The organism is Thalassotalea sp. G2M2-11 (assembly GCF_017168195.1).
GTDB lineage: Bacteria > Pseudomonadota > Gammaproteobacteria > Enterobacterales > Alteromonadaceae > Thalassotalea_E.
The window spans coordinates 313,757-331,017 of record NZ_JADNYL010000003.1; the positions used below are offsets into that span (position 1 = coordinate 313,757).

General features: G+C 39.5%; 12 protein-coding genes. All 12 read left to right on the forward strand.

Translation table 11 applies throughout. The annotated features are described in order from the left end of the window. The first annotated feature begins 24 nt into the window (after positions 1 to 24). On the forward strand, positions 25 to 2,643 hold the full coding sequence (acnD, locus tag IV514_RS12425; RefSeq protein ID WP_206485587.1) for a Fe/S-dependent 2-methylisocitrate dehydratase AcnD: 2,619 nt from the start codon (positions 25 to 27) through the stop codon (positions 2,641 to 2,643). A 116-nt stretch (positions 2,644 to 2,759) separates the two neighbouring features. Then, a complete protein-coding gene (gene prpF, locus IV514_RS12430) occupies positions 2,760 to 3,938 on the forward strand; it encodes a 2-methylaconitate cis-trans isomerase PrpF (protein ID WP_206485588.1) in 1,179 nt (392 codons plus the stop codon). Between the two features lie 254 nt (positions 3,939 to 4,192). Continuing rightward, a complete protein-coding gene (locus IV514_RS12435) occupies positions 4,193 to 4,948 on the forward strand; it encodes an SIMPL domain-containing protein (protein WP_206485589.1) in 756 nt (251 codons plus the stop codon). 349 nt (positions 4,949 to 5,297) lie between these two features. Beyond that, on the forward strand, positions 5,298 to 5,777 hold the full coding sequence (locus tag IV514_RS12440; RefSeq protein WP_206485590.1) for a GAF domain-containing protein: 480 nt from the start codon (positions 5,298 to 5,300) through the stop codon (positions 5,775 to 5,777). Next, positions 5,774 to 6,055 carry a hypothetical protein gene (locus IV514_RS12445; RefSeq protein WP_206485591.1) on the forward strand — a complete coding sequence of 94 codons (282 nt, stop codon included), beginning with the start codon at positions 5,774 to 5,776 and terminating at the stop codon, positions 6,053 to 6,055. Before IV514_RS12440 ends, IV514_RS12445 begins: the two co-directional genes overlap by 4 nt. A 23-nt stretch (positions 6,056 to 6,078) precedes the next feature. Then, positions 6,079 to 6,801 (forward strand): RNA chaperone ProQ, encoded by a 723-nt coding sequence (gene proQ, locus IV514_RS12450; RefSeq protein WP_206485592.1) that lies wholly within the window; start codon positions 6,079 to 6,081, stop codon positions 6,799 to 6,801. Positions 6,802 to 6,815: 14 nt separating this feature from the next. Continuing rightward, complete coding sequence (gene prc, locus IV514_RS12455) at positions 6,816 to 8,849, forward strand: carboxy terminal-processing peptidase (RefSeq protein ID WP_206485593.1); 2,034 nt, start codon at positions 6,816 to 6,818, stop codon at positions 8,847 to 8,849. Between the two features lie 217 nt (positions 8,850 to 9,066). Beyond that, positions 9,067 to 10,521, forward strand: coding sequence for a Na+/H+ antiporter NhaC (gene nhaC / locus IV514_RS12460; RefSeq protein ID WP_206485594.1), 1,455 nt, complete (start codon positions 9,067 to 9,069; stop codon positions 10,519 to 10,521). An 89-nt stretch (positions 10,522 to 10,610) separates the two neighbouring features. Next, entirely contained in the window at positions 10,611 to 13,175 is a 2,565-nt protein-coding gene (gene pepN / locus IV514_RS12465) for an aminopeptidase N (protein ID WP_206485595.1), read from the forward strand. 18 nt (positions 13,176 to 13,193) lie between these two features. Further along, the gene (locus IV514_RS12470) at positions 13,194 to 13,412 is read left to right on the forward strand and encodes a DUF2835 domain-containing protein (RefSeq protein ID WP_206485596.1); all 219 of its coding nucleotides are present in this window, start codon (positions 13,194 to 13,196) and stop codon (positions 13,410 to 13,412) included. A gap of 369 nt (positions 13,413 to 13,781) precedes the next feature. Beyond that, entirely contained in the window at positions 13,782 to 15,857 is a 2,076-nt protein-coding gene (locus tag IV514_RS12475) for a DUF1302 domain-containing protein (RefSeq protein WP_206485597.1), read from the forward strand. Between the two features lie 12 nt (positions 15,858 to 15,869). Continuing rightward, positions 15,870 to 17,228, forward strand: a complete 1,359-nt coding sequence (locus tag IV514_RS12480; RefSeq protein ID WP_206485598.1) for a DUF1329 domain-containing protein — start codon at positions 15,870 to 15,872, stop codon at positions 17,226 to 17,228. Positions 17,229 to 17,261 lie beyond the last annotated feature (33 nt).

The following is a 17,261-nucleotide window of genomic DNA, read 5'->3' on the forward strand; positions in this document are numbered from 1 at the left end:
CAATTAAAAACAGTGGATTAAGTTATGAACTATGATCACCGCAAGCCGCTTCCCGGTTTTTCACTCAATGGCGTTACTGTCGATTATTTTGATACCCGCTCAGCCATTGAGGCAATTCAACCCGGCAGTTACGCAAAACTTCCTTACACGTCGCGAGTATTAGCCGAACAATTAGTTCGTAAATGTCAGCCATCAGAATTAACCGATGCATTAAAGCAAATCATTGGTAATAAACGTGAGTTAGACTTTCCTTGGTACCCAGCTCGGGTCGTTTGTCATGATATCTTAGGTCAAACCGCATTAGTTGATTTAGCAGGTTTACGTGATGCTATTGCTGATCAGGGCGGCGATCCTGCAAAAGTAAATCCCGTGGTACCAACACAGTTAATTGTTGATCATTCATTAGCCGTAGAACACGCCGGCTTTGAACCTGATGCTTTTGATAAGAACCGAGCGATTGAAGATAGACGAAATGAAGATAGATTTCACTTTATCGAATGGACGAAAACTGCGTTTAAAAATGTTGATGTGATCCCAGCTGGTAACGGTATTATGCATCAAATCAACTTAGAGAAAATGTCGCCAGTGATCCAATTAAGAGATGGCGTTGCGTTTCCTGATACGTGTGTTGGTACCGACTCTCATACACCGCATGTTGATGCATTAGGCGTTATTGCCATTGGTGTTGGTGGATTGGAAGCTGAAACTGTCATGTTAGGTCGTCCATCGATGATGAGATTACCTGATATTGTTGGCGTAAAACTTGTGGGGCATCGCCAGCCAGGTATTACTGCCACCGATATTGTATTAGCAATCACTGAATTTTTAAGAAAAGAAAAAGTGGTATCAAGTTACTTAGAGTTTTACGGTGAAGGTACCAAAGCGTTAACCATAGGTGATCGAGCCACCATCTCAAATATGACGCCAGAATATGGTGCATCTGCTGGCATGTTCTATATTGATCAACAAACGATAGACTACTTGAAATTGACAGGGCGTGAGCCTGAGCAAGTAGAATTAGTAGAAACATATGCTAAGCATACGGGGTTATGGGCTGATGATTTAACCGAGGTTGAATATGAGCGGGTGTTGACTTTCGACTTATCAACGGTAGGTCGTAATATGGCAGGGCCATCGAACCCGCATCGTCGCTTAGCAACGGCTGATCTAGCATCAGCGGGGGTTGCTAAAGAGTTAGCCAGTTGCCAAGCGCAAGAGCAAGCAGGACAAATGCCAGATGGTGCTGTTATCATTGCTGCGATCACCAGTTGTACCAATACGTCAAACCCACGAAATGTCGTAGCCGCGGGCTTAGTGGCAAAAAAAGCTAATGAGTTAGGTTTAGTGCGCAAGCCTTGGGTAAAAACATCATTTGCGCCTGGCTCTAAAGTTGCGAAGCTATACTTAGAAGAAGCTGGTTTATTACCAGAAATGGAAAAATTAGGCTTTGGTATTGTGGCATATGCTTGTACAACGTGTAATGGCATGTCAGGGGCATTAGATCCGAAAATACAACAAGAGATCATTGAGCGTGATTTATATAGCACAGCGGTACTTTCTGGAAATCGAAACTTTGATGGGCGTATTCATCCTTACGCAAAACAAGCATTCTTAGCTTCGCCACCATTAGTGGTTGCTTATGCGATTGCAGGTACTATTCGTTTTGATATTGAGCAAGATGTGCTCGGTCAAGATCAAGATGGCAATAACATTTGCTTAAAAGATATCTGGCCATCAGACGAAGAAATTGATGCGATTGTCAACGAATTTGTCAAACCAGAACAGTTCAGCAAAGTGTATACCCCAATGTTTGATTTAGGTGCATTTGAACCAGCAGAAAGTCCACTTTATGATTGGCGAGAAATGAGTACTTATATTCGTCGTCCACCATATTGGGAAGGAGCGCTAGCTGGCGAGCGAACCATGAAAGGTATGCGACCATTAGCGGTACTGGGTGATAATATCACCACCGATCACTTGTCACCATCAAATGCCATTTTGTTAGATAGTGCTGCGGGAGCATACCTTGCAAAAATGGGCTTGCCGGAAGAAGATTTTAACTCTTATGCAACGCATCGTGGTGATCATTTAACCGCTCAACGTGCAACTTTTGCTAACCCTAAGTTGTTTAATGAAATGTGCCTTGATGAGCAAGGTAATGTTAAACAAGGTTCACTGGCTCGTATTGAGCCTGAAGGTCAAGAAAGCCGTATGTGGGAAGCGATAGAAACCTATATGGCACGTAAACAGCCGTTGTGTATTATTGCCGGAGCTGATTATGGTCAAGGTTCATCACGTGACTGGGCTGCTAAAGGTGTGCGCTTAGCTGGTGTCGAAGTGATTGTGGCTGAAGGCTTCGAGCGTATTCACCGTACTAATCTTATCGGCATGGGAGTGTTGCCTTTAGAATTTATTAATGGTGACACGCGTCAGACATATCAGATTGATGGTACAGAAACCTTTGACGTGCTTGGTACCACGGCACCAGGTGGTGCTATGAAGGTATTAATGACGCGTAACAATGGTGAATCAGTTGAAATACCGGTGAAGTGTCGTTTAGATACCGCAGAGGAAGTAACAGTACATGCTGCAGGTGGCGTATTGCAAAAATTCGCTCAAGATTTTTTACAATCTAATGCCTAACAGTTACTCATCACTTTAGTTGATTCAATCAGTATAAAGTGATCACATGTTAAACACACAATAATGGCACATTGAGAAAATGTGCCATTTTTTTAATTACTCATTTGGAGAGAGCTATGAGTCATAAAGCTCAAATAAAAATCCCAGCAACATATATGCGCGGCGGAACATCAAAAGGGGTGTTTTTTACCGTCGATGACTTACCTCAAGCTTGTCAGCAACCTGGGCAGGCACGTGATAACATGTTGCTGCGGGTCATAGGTAGTCCAGATCCCTACGGTAAGCAAACTGATGGAATGGGTGGGGCAACGTCCAGTACCAGTAAAACCGTCATCTTAGCGAAAAGCGAAAAAATTGATCATGATGTTGATTATTTGTTTGGTCAAGTCGCTATCGATAAGGCGTTTGTTGATTGGTCTGGCAATTGTGGCAACTTAACGGCGGCAGTTGGCTCTTTTGCCATCAATTCAGGCTTAGTCGATGCAGATCGTATTCCGCAAGATGGTGTTTGTACTGTACGTATTTGGCAAAAGAACATTGAAAAAACTATTATAGCGCAGGTACCAATTACCAATGGGCAAGTTCAAGAAACGGGTGACTTTGAACTTGATGGTGTAACCTTTCCTGCGGCAGAAGTTCCTGTAGAGTTTATCGCCCCCGTTGATCCTAATGAAGCGATGTTTCCAACAGGCAACATTGTCGATGAACTGGAAGTGCCCGGCATCGGCAGTTTTCAAGCAACGATGATCAATGCGGGCATTCCGACAATTTTCTTAAATGCTGATGATGTTGGTTATCATGGTACAGAGCTACAAGATGCGATAAATAATGATGAGGATGCATTGGCTCGATTTGAAACCATTCGCGCATACGGCGCGATGAAAATGGGATTAATCACTGATATCAGTGAAGCGAAAGCGAGGCAACACACCCCTAAAGTTGCATTTGTTGCACCAGCTAAGGGGTATACATCGTCAAGCGGTAAAACGGTGACAGCGCAAGGTATTGACTTAAATGTTCGAGCTTTGTCTATGGGAAAACTACATCATGCGATGATGGGAACTGCAGCGGTGGCAATTGGCAGCGCTGCGGCAATTCCTGGTACGCTAGTTAATCTTGCTGCAGGCGGTGGCGAGCGTAACTCGGTTATTTTTGGGCATCCATCCGGTACGTTAAAGGTGGGGGCAGAGGCGACAGCTATTGATGGTAAATGGACCGTTAATAAAGCGATAATGAGCCGTAGCGCAAGAATATTAATGGAAGGTTGGGTGAGGATACCGGAAGATTCATTTTGATCTACTAAGGTCAAAGCTTGTACAGCAAGACGTGCAATATAGAAATCTATGATATTGCTGGAACATTAACTCGCTTCGCTTGTCTATTTGCTTATTAGGCATTAATTAATTGATCTATTAATGCCTTAACATTTGATAACAAAATACAGTATTTCAATTACTTTTAGAGTCATTAATACTATCAGTCTATGGTAAATAAAAACTTTTTTATGCCGAGCAGCTAGTTTTGTTGGGTATACACATTAGGGGATGTTATGAGAGTCGTATCTATATTGCTAATGAGTTTTATCTGTGTTTATAGCAGTACAGTGGTTGCAAATACAAAAGGGATCGAGGTTATTGGCAAAGCGAGCGTATCAGTGGAGCCTGATTTATTTTCTTTAACGATACAAATTAAGGAGCGGGGTCGTAGCGCCACTAAAACTAAGGCGTTAGTTGATCATAAAAGTCAATTGATCACTGATATGTTTATTCAAGAAGGCATAAAACCGTCTGCGATTGACTCATCACAAGTGACTATGTACCCCATTTATGAGAAACCATCAATAACGATTGAGCCAACAAAAATTAAAACCCAACATCACAATGAAAAAGTGACATTATCTACTCATCGCACGGATCAAGTGGATAATAAAAAAATGACACAATTTGATGTCGGAAGAACAATCCGTGTTTCTTTCACCGAGTGGCAAATCTATGACAAAGTACTAGATCAAGTGGTAAAGCTTGGTGTTAGCCATATTTCGCCAATGGAAATGTCATTTCAACAACCTGAGCAGTACTATCAAAAAGCGTTATCTAACGCGATTGAAAATGCGAAGCAGAAAGCGATTGATATTGCCAAACAAGCTGGGGTTACATTAGGTTCATTAGCTTCACTAAAAGAAACATCTCATTTTGCACCTGTAAGGTACAGAATGATGAGTGAATCGAGCGTTGGTTTTAATTCGTCAACAACAAAAAAGGCGATTACTGCGCAAGTGGTGGTTAATTATCATATCGCACTTTAGTGTCTTTTGAAGTTTGCTGCACCTTGAGTGCAGCATGAGTGATGTTTGGCGGTAGCAAACAAATGAATACACTACTACTAGAATTAAAAAACGCCTGTTAATATTACTTTGTTTGATATTGAAATGGTGAATGAAGATAACGAAACGGCTAAATCTCCCTCCCTTGAATAAGCTGATTCATCTCTTTGAATAATGATTAAACAAAGAACAATATCTCCTTGTTTGCATATTATTTATACTACAAAGCTCAATTCATCCTAATTATTTCATAATATATCGGTGATAAAGCTTTAATTTGATACACTATCGCGGTATGTTATGCGATTTTTAGCGAAGTTATAATTTCATCATGGAAAAAACAGCTTTTTATCAAACCTTAGCGAGTCAAGTAGAAGCCATTATTGGTAGCGAAAATGACACTATTGCTAACATGGCAAATATCAGTGCCTTGTTATTTGATGCCTTAGAGCAAGTGAATTGGGTGGGGTTTTATCGTTTTATTGATGATGAATTGGTGTTAGGTCCTTTCCAAGGGAAGGTAGCTTGTATTCGTATTCCTGTAGGTAAAGGGGTTTGTGGTACAGCGGTTTCTGAAAATAACACGCAACGTATTGCAGATGTTCATCAATTTTCTGGGCATATCGCTTGTGACGCAGCCAGTAATTCTGAAATAGTGATCCCTGTACGCTTGCATGGTAAAGTGATCGCTGTACTTGATATTGACAGTGTCGCATTTGATCGTTTTGATCAACAAGATCAACAAGGACTTGAAAAGATAGTCGCCTTGTTTGAACAAACCCTTAACGCACAAGAAGCTACAGTACTATGAAAGAATTTGTGGTGATCCATGATTATTTAGTGAGTGAGGCAGTTGTTGGTGACTGGGAAGGTCAAGAAGAACAGGTCACAGAAAATTTAAATGAGATTTATCATACTTTGTATGACTTTGCAGAAGAAGATATTGAACCAGAGATATTAAGCCAATTATTAGCTTTGGTTTGGGAACATTGGATAGGGCAAGAAGCCTTAGCTGAAATTGAAAGTGAAGATATTAGTGACTGGTGTACGCATGTACTACAAAATCGTGAGCAATATCTGGAAAATTAGACATTATTATATAAGTTGTATTTATGGAAACTAAAACAGAAAATGAAGTAACAAAAGCAGTGGAAGAAAACGCTGAAAAGACTGGCGAACCACAGGCTGAAGTGAAACGTGTGACCTCCAAAGAAATTATTACTCATCTTGCGGAAAAGTTTCCTGCATGTTTTTCAATCAAAGGCGCAGCTAAACCGCTTAAAGTTGGTATTTTTCAAGACTTAGCTGAGCAATTAGCTGATGATGACATGGTCAGCAAAACGCGATTACGTCAAGCATTGCGTCATTACACCAGCAGTTGGCGATATTTAAAGGCGATCAAAGCGGGGGCATTTCGCGTTGATGTTAACGGTGAACAAGTTGCTGAAATCGATCAAGAGCAAGCAGATTACGCAGCAAAAACCTTGCAGGAAAGCCAAGAAAAATTTGGTAACAAAAATAATAAAGACAATGGTGCTAAAACCTCGTATAAGGGGAAAAAGCCGTCTACTAAGGCTTCGCAGCCTTCGAGTAAAGCTAGTAATAAGGGGAAATTTAAGGCCGTTAAGTCTAGCAATCGAGCACCTGCTAAAGTAGCTGCTAAACTTAAACCAGTAGAGTCTAGTGCGGTTAAAGTGGGTAAATCGGTGAAAGTTCAACTTGGTAATGCACCGTTAGATGCAGTGATCACCGATGTTTCGGGTGATGATGTAAGTGTGCAACTAAACTCAGGAATGGTTGTCAAAACACACGTTAAAAATATTTTTACTGAATAATTGGAGTAGCAAGCATGCAAAAATTTTGTCGTATCGCTCTTGCCATATCATTGACATTAACTTCGGTCGGCTTATCGGCTTCAAACAACATTGATAAAAAGTCGTTACCTGTGTTAGCCCCGGAGAGCCAGCATGCTTCGTCCAGTAAACGTATTACCGCTCAGTTTACCCGTTCTCATTATAAAACCGTGCAGATGAATGATGAGTTGTCTGAGAAAATCTTTGAACGTTATTTGAAACAACTTGACTATAATCGCAATGTATTTTTAGCGTCAGACATTGAAGAGTTTGAACAATACCGTGATGATTTTGATAGTGTTATTGCTCGCGGTAAGTTGGATATCGCTTATGAGATTTATAATCTCAATATGCAGCGACGTATGGAGCGTTATCAGTACGCACTGACATTATTAGATAAGCCTTTCGATTTTGATAAAGATGAAACATACAACTTTGATCGCGAAGATGTTGCATGGCCTAGTTCAGAGCAAGAACTGAATGAATTATGGCGCTTAAAAGTTAAGTACGACGCTTTGAACTTAACCTTAGCTGGTAAAGAGTGGGATAAAGTCAAAGAAGTACTTGGCAAACGTTATCGTTATGCCATTAAACGCATTAAACAAAGTGAAAGTGAAGATGTATTTCAAATCGTGATGAACAGCTTTGCTCGTGTGGTTGAACCGCATACCTCTTATTTATCGCCGAGAAATGCAGAACGTTTTCAAATGGATATGAATTTATCCTTAGAAGGTATTGGCGCAGTATTAAGAGCTGAAGAAGACTATACCGTCATTCAAAGTGTGGTAACTGGTGGACCCGCTGATAAGTCAAATGAGCTTAAACCTAAAGATCGTATTGTTGGTGTATCTCAAGGTGATGATAAATTTGAAGATGTTATTGGCTGGCGTTTAGATGATGTGGTTGATTTGATCAAAGGGCCAAAAGGCAGCAAAGTAAGATTACAAGTGTTGCCAGGTGAAGCGGTTGACGAGTCGAGTATCAAAGTGGTGTCGATTATCCGCGACAAAATTGTCTTAGAAGATCGCGCGGCTAAATCAGAAATTATTTATGAAAAACCAGGTGACAAAAATAGTAAAAAATTAGGAGTGATTGATATTCCAAGTTTTTACAATAATTTATCGCGTGATGTAAAAAAAGAAATTGAGAAACTGACCGCTGAAAATGTTGAAGGAATTATCGTTGATTTAAGAGGCAACGGTGGAGGTTCGTTAACTGAAGCAACACGATTAACTGGGTTATTTATTGATAAAGGCCCTGTGGTGCAAGTACGTGATAGTGCAAACCGTATTTCAATTAATAGTGACCGTGATGGTATTACTTATTATGACGGACCGCTAACCGTTATGGTGGATCGTTACAGTGCTTCTGCTTCAGAAATATTTTCTGCGGCTATTCAAGATTATGGTCGGGGGATCATTGTTGGTGAACATACCTTTGGTAAAGGTACGGTACAGCAGCATCGATCACTGGGCCGAGTGTATGATTTATATGATAAACCGTTTGGCAGTATTCAATACACTATTGCTAAATTCTATCGTATTAATGGCGGCAGTACTCAACATAAAGGGGTATTACCTGATATTGCTTTTCCTAGTGCTATTGATCCTGAAGATTGGGGAGAAAGCAAAGAAGAAAATGCTTTGCCTTGGGATAAAGTGCCTGAGGCCCGTTACACACCTTTAACGGATTTAGCGGCAGATTTAGATTATTTGACTTCGCTGCATAAGGAAAGGATCAAAGAAAGCAGTGAATTTAATTATTTACTGAGTGATATTGCTGAGTATAAAAAAGAGAAAGATAAGAAGGTGATCTCGCTTAATTTGGCAAAACGCAAGAAGAAACGAGATGAGCGTAAAGCGAAAAAACTTATCCGTGCGAACGAGCGTTTAGCATTGATGGGTAAAGAACCTGTCACTAAGCTTGAAGACTTACCTGAGGAGTTGGATGAAATCGATCCATTCTTAGATGAAACAGCTCGAATAACCTTTGACCTTGTTACCTTGGGTAAAATGGTAAAAAATAAATAGTTAGTCATTAAGAAACCGCCTAAATGGCGGTTTTTTTATGTTTGAAAATTTAAGCGGCTAAACTGAATAGTTATTTATGCACTTCATCGAACAGTGGCAAAATTCACTGACTAAAATGATAAAAATGCTTGCATGCCAAGCAAACAAAAGGCATGTTACATGCCGTGAAAATAATATCACTATAATAATAAACACAGTATTAAGGTAACATCACGCTATGTCAGATCATAATCAGGTTAAAGCTCCGAGTTTTTTGGATGCTTTGATCCCGCTTATTGCGCTCATTTTGATGCTTTCGGCATCGGTTAGCTATTTTGCTGATAATTCATCATTTGGTCCGAACCAAATCGCCTTGTTATTTGCTATGGGTATCGCTGTAGTTATTGGTTTAAAAAACGGTTATAGCTGGGGATCAATAGAGAAAGCGATTGTTCATGGTATATCCATTTCTTTAGGGGCTATTTTAATTCTCTTGGCGGTTGGCGCGCTTATTGGTACCTGGTTGTTATCAGGGACAGTGCCTACCATGGTCTATTATGGTCTACAGATCATTGATCCTAGTTGGTTTTATGCCGCAGCATGTCTTGTCTGTGGTATTGTTGCGATGAGTATAGGTAGTTCGTGGACAACGGCCGCCACTGTCGGTGTTGCGTTTATCGGCATAGCCAATGGCTTTGAAATGTCGACCTCGGTGACTGCCGGAGCCGTGATATCGGGCGCTTATTTTGGTGATAAGCTCTCGCCTTTATCCGAAACAACCAATTTAGCTCCTGCGGTGGCTGGTAGTGAACTCTTTGCTCATATTCGCTATATGTTGTTAACGACGATCCCATCGATTTCCATTGCGTTAGTCTTATTTTTAATTATTGGCTTTAATCACTCGTCGGCGAATGTGGGTAGCACTGAAAGTATTGAATCTTTAACCCAAACACTTGAAGCGACATATAACATTAATATTCTGAATCTTATTCCTTTAGCTATTTTATTGTTCTTAGCATTTAAGAAAATGCCAGCGTTTCCAGCGGTAGCTATTGGTGCGACTATTGGTGCAATTTGGGCAGCAATCTTTCAGCAAGAATTAATTATGACGATGGCAGAAGATGGTGCCAGTTCGCTCACTGCTAATGTTAAAGTTATTTGGACTGCGTTTTTTGATGGTGTGGTGGTAAATACTGGCAATAGTGAAATAGATGAGTTACTTAGCCGTGGTGGTATGTCGAGTATGCTTAATACCATTTGGCTAGTGATGTGTGCATTAAGCTTTGGTGCGGTATTAGAACACTTAGGTATGTTGAAAAAGTTTGTGCAATCAATATTAGCTGCTGCAAAATCAACAGGTAGTTTAATCGCAAGTACTGTTGCTACTTGTATTGGCACGAACTTGGTGACCGCCGATCAATATATGGCGATTGTCATGCCTGGGCGTATGTATAAGGAAGAATATGAACGCCGTGGTTTGCATCCAACCGTTTTAAGCCGAACATTAGAAGATTCAGGCACAATTACCTCACCATTGATCCCATGGAATACCTGTGGTGCCTTTATGTTTGGTGCACTAGCATTAACGTCTTATGATTATATCTTTTATTGTTTCTTTAATTTAATTAACCCAATTTTAGCGATTATTTATGGCTATTTAGGTTTTAGAATTAGAAAAATATCCAACAATTAATTACACTGCTGTAAACAAAATAATTATTCAAAAATAAAGCCTGTTAATTGCAGGCTTTATTGTTTATCAATCTTTCCTAGGGTGTTGCTATGACAACTAATAATGTTCGTATACTTGCTGACTATCAAAAAAGTGATTTTGAGATCGACTCCACTGAACTTGAATTTGACTTAGATGAGCAGTTGACAGTTGTTACTAACCACATGACGTTACGTAAAGTAAACAGTCAAGCACAAACGCTAATTTTAGATGGTGAACAGTTAACATTAGCAAGTATCAAGTTAAATGAGCGTTTATTACAAGCTGATGAATACCAAATTAGCGATACCCAATTGAGTATAACGGTTAAAGAAACATCATTTAGCCTAACCATAGTCACCCATATCAATCCGGCAACAAACACCGCATTAGAAGGATTGTATAAATCCGGTGAAGCATTTTGTACTCAATGTGAAGCGGAAGGATTTAGACGTATTACTTATTACCTTGATCGTCCTGATATCATGGCAAAGTTTACTACCAAGGTTATTGCCGATAAAGCGAGTTACCCATTTTTACTATCAAACGGTAATAAAATCGATCAGGGGGAGTTAGCCAATGGTAAGCATTTTGTCACTTGGCATGATCCCTTTGTTAAACCCTGCTATTTATTTGCCTTAGTAGCAGGTGATTTTGATTTATTAACCAGCAGTTATACTACGATGTCTGGTCGTGAAGTGGCGTTGGAGATATTTGTAGATAAAGGGAATCTTCATAAAGCGGATCACGCGATGGCTTCATTGAAAAAATCCATGCAGTGGGATGAAGAAACCTTTGGGCTCGAATATGACTTAGATATTTACATGATTGTCGCTGTTGATTTTTTTAATATGGGAGCGATGGAAAACAAAGGGTTAAATATCTTTAATAGTAAGTTTGTTTTAGCAGATAAAAATAGCGCCACTGACACTGATTACTTTAATGTAGAAGCGGTGATCGCTCATGAATATTTTCACAACTGGACGGGTAACCGAGTGACTTGTCGTGATTGGTTTCAATTAAGCTTAAAAGAAGGGCTGACCGTTTTTAGAGATCAACAATTTAGTGGTGATATGCATTCTGCCGCGGTAACTAGAATTCAAAATGTACGTGTATTACGGGCGCAACAATTTGCCGAGGATGCTGGACCGATGGCACATCCGATTCGTCCTGAAAAAGTAGTAGAAATGAATAACTTTTATACCTTAACTGTTTATGAAAAAGGTGCAGAAGTTATTCGGATGATCCATACCTTGTTAGGGGAAGAGAAGTTTAGGCAAGGTATGGATTTATATTTTAAACGGTTTGATGGCATGGCAGTGACCTGTGATGACTTTGTCAATGCGATGGCTGATGCTTCAGGTATTGACTTATCACAGTTTAAACGTTGGTATAGTCAGTCAGGCACGCCACAATTGGTTGTAGAAGAGCAATTCGATGCTACGCAACATCAATTGCGTCTCACCATAAAACAAGTGAATTATCCTAGCAAACAACAGCCGAAGAAGCATAACCTATTGATGCCAATAAAATTGGAGTTATTAACTGCTTCAACGAGCCAAGTTCACACCTTAACCTTGTCTGAAGAACAGCAAGTATTTGAATTTAGTGATTGTGACACAAAACCTGTTGTTGCATTTCTCTCTGGCTTTTCTGCACCAGTCAAGGTTGATTATCAGCAAAATGAGCAGGAGCTTGCACTGATCATGTCGCAGGCATCGGATGCGTTTAATCGTTGGGATGCGGGACAAAAATTATTAACTCGTTATATCATGGCACTAGTCAATGATAAGACTTTTTCATTACCGAGCACACTCATTGAAAGTTTTGAGGCTGTGTTACAAACCGATGTTGATGCGGCATTAAAGGCAGAGCAATTAACTTTGCCAAGTTTTGATGAGTTGGTTGAGCAGTTTGAACAAGTTGATCCGATTCAGTTACTTGATGCCATAAAGCAAGTGAAGCTATTTTTAGCTAATGGCCTGTCTGTGATGTTTCATCAGCAGTACCTGTTATTTGCTGAGGGAGATTATCAAAATGATGGTCAGTCGATAGGAGAGCGAGCATTTAAGAATACTTGCTTGTCTTATTTAGCGTTATTACCTCAATATCATGAGCTGATAAATCAGCAATATCAACATGCGGACAATATGACAGATAGTTTGGCTGCACTTTCTGTAATGGCGAAGAACGCCAGTGAAGAATTTTCAGACGCCATAGCACAGTTTGAACAACAGTGGTATGAAACACCATTAGTAATGGATAAATGTTTTATGTTACAGGCTCAATATAATGATGACAGTATTTTTGAGCAATTAGCTAAACTTGAGCACCATCCGTTATTTACCTTAAAAAACCCAAACCGCGCTCGTTCATTAATTGGTGCTTTTAGTCATTATAATCCTCGCTATTTCCACTGTGCTTCAGGTAAAGGCTATCGCTTTTTAAGCAAACATATCCGTGCATTAAATACCATTAATCCACAAGTTGCCTCGCGTTTGATTACTCCGCTGATTCAATTCAAGCGCTTTGATCAGCAGCGCCAAGCATTGATAAAGCAAGAGCTAGTGAATTTAGCTGAAATTGAGAATTTATCAAAAGATCTAAAAGAAAAACTTGATGCTGCGTTAAGCTAAAAATGATGGTGTTATGTTATGAAGTATTATTTTTCAATTAACATGTCAACTCAGCAATACCTGCCGTATTATCAAGGGAAAGTGCATTCAATAGTGGTAACGTCAAACCACGGTAAACGAATTCAGTTTCCCGCGATGCATCTACGAAAATTTTTAACCTCAACGGGTGTCAGCGGGTTTTTTTGTTTAGAAACCGAAAATAATAAATTTAAATCATTACATAGAATCTCGGATTAGAGTGAAAGCTTTAAACAGTGGTCTGACCATTAGTGCTTGAAAATAATAGTTGTCTAATTGGCTGGTCATACCTTGTATCTGCGTTAAATAGAATAATTTTATAATTGCAGAAAGCTATGTTTTAAACGCTTGTTTAAAACGTGTCTTTTTATTTGTGATTATCTAGTATGCAAGTCATTAAAATACAGCGTATTAACATTTGTTTTTATCACTTGCTTAGCCGTAAAAATGATGCAATTATTGTTTTATACTACTACATTAATACTAGTGACTGGTTGATAAGTTATATTTGTTGATGTTCGGTAATAAAATAACGAGTAAATTAATAAAAGTTATAACAAGAATTGTTTCGGGTCTGGGGAGAGTATAATGAAACAAAGCCCAATAAAGAGGTTTTATCAAAAGCCATTAGCCGCTGCGATCACAGCAGGGTTAATGTATTCCGTTTCAGGGCAATCGATAGCGGGAAATTTTGAATTAGGTGATTTTGATATTCGTTTTGATTCAACATTTTCAGTTGGCGCAAGTTGGCGAGTTGAAGACCGTAATTGGCAAGACAACGTTGGAAAGTCAAATAACCTAAATAATCAATTTGATTTTTCAAATTATCATCCAACATTAAATGCTAATCCGACGAATGTTGATATCTGGCTAGGTCAGGGGGGCTACTCCAATAATGGCGATCTAGGTAACCTAAATTATGATGCCGGCGAAATGTTTTCTCAGTTATTTAAAGGGACACATGAGTTAGATATTCGTAATGGAGACATGGGGCTATTCGTTCGTGGCATGTATTTCTACGATATGGAAATGTCTGACGGTGATCGTCCTTGGATGAGTCCTACATCGGGTACAAGAAGTGATGTATGTCGTGATAGTGAAGCAAGTGATCGTGTCTGTAATGACATCCGGTTATTAGACGCTTATTTTTACGGTGACTTTTATCTTGGTGAAATGCCTTTATCGGTACGTATTGGTCAACAAGTAATAGGTTGGGGCGAAAGTACCCTGATTTCTCACGGTATCAGTGAAATTAATCCGATTGATGTAGCACGATTAAGAGCGCCAGGGGCAGAGCTTACTGAAGCCTTTATTCCATTTGGAGCTGTTTGGACATCTCTAGGGATTACAGAGAACTTCAATGTTGAAATGTTTTATCAGTATCAATGGGAAAAAACAGTATTACCTGCACCCGGTAGTTATTTCTCTACTAATGACTTTGCTGGTGAAGGTGGTTACTACAACAATGTACAATTAGGCTTTACTGGCAACCCAGACATGGACCTTGATTTTCTGATCTCCAGTTTAAATGATTTTAGAATTGATACTTTAGGTAAATTAGCCGCTGCAGGGACGGATCCTGCACTTGCCGGTGCCGTGTTAGCACAAGCAGGCGCGGATTATGTGGGTGGCTTTCCAACAAAATTAACGCTTCGCCAAAAAGATGCGGCTAATGATCCTGAAGACGGTGGTCAATATGGTCTTCGTTTATCGTGGTACTTACCTGATTTTAATGAAACAGAGATCAGCTTATATCATATGAATTACCATAGCCGTCGTCCGGTATTTTCAGGTATCACTTCAGACTTTACTAAAGTGCCTGATGATTTAGCATACATATTGTCAACAGAAATCACAGAAGATAATTATACCAATTTAGGTGCATTTTCTCGTGTTGAACTTGATTATGTAGAAGACATTAAGTTGTATGCGATGAGTTTTAACACCACATTTGCTGGTACTGCGTTTGCGGGCGAAGTGTCATATCGTCAAGATGAACCGTTACAAATCGATGATGTTGAATTATTGTTTGCAGCAATGCCTCAACAATTAGCAAATGCTGGTCTTAGACCTGATTTAGATGGCATTTCGCAAATGCCCGTGTTTGGTCTAGGTGAAAAAGCCAATGGTTTTATTCTATCGGATACTGTACAAGCACAAATGACGATGACTCGTTTTTGGGGCCCATCTTTAGGTGCTGATCAATTGACTACCTTATTAGAAGTTGGTGGTATTCAAATTAATGATATGCCTGATCAAGATGAGTTACGTTTGAATGGACCCGGTACAGCCAGAAGTGGCGGTATTTCAGGGGGCAAAGAGGGCTTAGCACTTGGTTTACAAGATGGTGTTGAAACAAATCCATTCCCAGACGATTTTGCTTGGGGATATCGCTTTGTGACTAAGCTTGATTATTCGAATGTGTTTGCTGGCATTAACATGTCACCTCGTATTATTTTCTCACATGACGTTAGTGGGATAACACCTGATCCATTATTCTTATTTGTCGAAGATAGAAAGTCGATTTCTGCGGCAATAACCTTTGATTATCAGAGTCGTTGGTCTGCTGACATTTCATATAATGGCTTTTGGGGCGGCGTAGGCACAACTAATAAAATGGAAGATCGTGACTATGTATCTTTCAATGTAAAATATTCTCTATAAGGGCATTAAAATATGAAAAAAATAACCTTATTATCGTTAGCCATTGGCATTGCATTTTCTGGTATTTCACACGCTAAAGTTGACGAGCAACAAGTAAAAAAATTATCGGGTGAATTAACTCCTATGGGGGCTATTCGCGGTGCAAATGCAGATGGTAGTATTCCAAAGTGGACTGGCGGTATTACTAAAGCGCCTGCTGGTTATGAGCCAGGAATGCATCACTTAGACCCTTACCCACAAGATAAGATCAAATACACTATTACTGCGGCTAATGTTGATGAATACAAAGATTTGCTCACACCAGGGCAAATCAAAATGTTTGAAACTTATCCTAGTACCTTCAAAATGAATGTGTATCAAACACGACGTTCTGCTTCTTTTCCCGAGCATGTATACCAAGCAACGGTTGACAATGCTGGTCGTTCTGAGTTGATTGAAGATGGTAATGGTATTACGCAAGCAGCTGTTGGTGTACCATTTCCGATCCCACAATCTGGTTTAGAAGCGATATGGAATCATATTCTACGTTATCGTGGTGAAGCCTTAACTCGTGAAGGTGGGCAAGTGACGCCGACCGCTTCAGGAGACTATACCTATATAGGTTTTGATGAACAGTTAATGTTGCCTTATGGAGTTAAAGGTGCTTCGCCTAAAAAATTAGAAAAAACAAACATTTTGTTTAAATTTAAACAAAAAGTGACTGAGCCATCAAAATTGGTAGGAACAGCGTTATTGGTTCATGAAACCATGGATCAAATCAAAACACCACGCCAAGCATGGATATACAATAAAGGTATTCGTCGTGCTCAAAAAGCACCAACTGTGGCTTATGATGCACCAGGTACTGCGTCAGATGGTTTAAGAACCACAGATGATTTTGATATGTTCAACGGTGCTCCAAATCGCTATAACTGGACATTAAAAGGTAAGCAAGAACTTTATATTCCTTATAATGATTACCGTTTACATAGTGATAAAGTGACTTATGACGATATCGTCAAGCCTGGTCATATCAACCCTGATTTAGTGCGTTATGAAAAGCATCGTGTTTGGGTAGTTGAAGCTAACTTAAAAGAAAATACTCGTCATATTTATAAAAAACGTGTGTTTTATATTGATGAAGACAGCTGGCAAATTGCGGTTACCGATATCTATGATGATCGAAATGAATTGTATCGTTTAGGCATGGCTCATGGGTTAAATTATTATGAAGTACCAACGCAATGGTCAACATTGGATGTATTTCATGATTTCCAATCAAAACGTTATATTGCCATTGGTTTAGATAATGAAAATAAAATGTATGATTTTTCAGCTAAACTTAAAGATATACAGTTTACCTCGCGTGCATTACAGCGAGATAATCGCTAAGCTCGTTTAAACGAAAACGGCTGGCAAATGCCA